1 protein-coding gene is annotated in these 290 nt (G+C 55.2%); it reads left to right on the top strand.

Features of this window, described 5'->3' with window-relative positions; translation table 11 throughout:
* Nucleotides 1-290: c-type cytochrome (locus tag NLM59_RS11575; protein WP_304417938.1), on the top strand; the 290-nt coding region annotated here is incomplete at both ends.

Genomic DNA, 290 nt, shown 5'->3' with positions numbered 1-290 from the left:
CGGCCAGTGAAGAGACAACGGATGCGCCGGCGGCCCCCAAGAAGAGCATTGAAGAGGTGATCGCGGCTCAAACCTTCTCCGAGGAGTTCTTGGCGAGTGCCGAGAATTTCGAAGCGGGCAAGGAAATCTGGTTTGACCAATGCACCCATTGCCACGGCTACAAGGCCTATCCCGGCAAGGCACCGAAATTGAAACCCGCCAAATACACCCCTGAGTTCGTATTCAAACGTGTCTACAAGGGTTTCAAGAAGATGCCGGCGTGGCACGAGGTCTATTCGGTCGACGAGATA

Source organism: Profundicola chukchiensis (assembly GCF_029664245.1).
Classification (GTDB): Bacteria; Bacteroidota; Bacteroidia; order Flavobacteriales; family Weeksellaceae; genus Profundicola; species Profundicola chukchiensis.
This window is presented reverse-complemented; position numbering and strand designations above follow the sequence as displayed.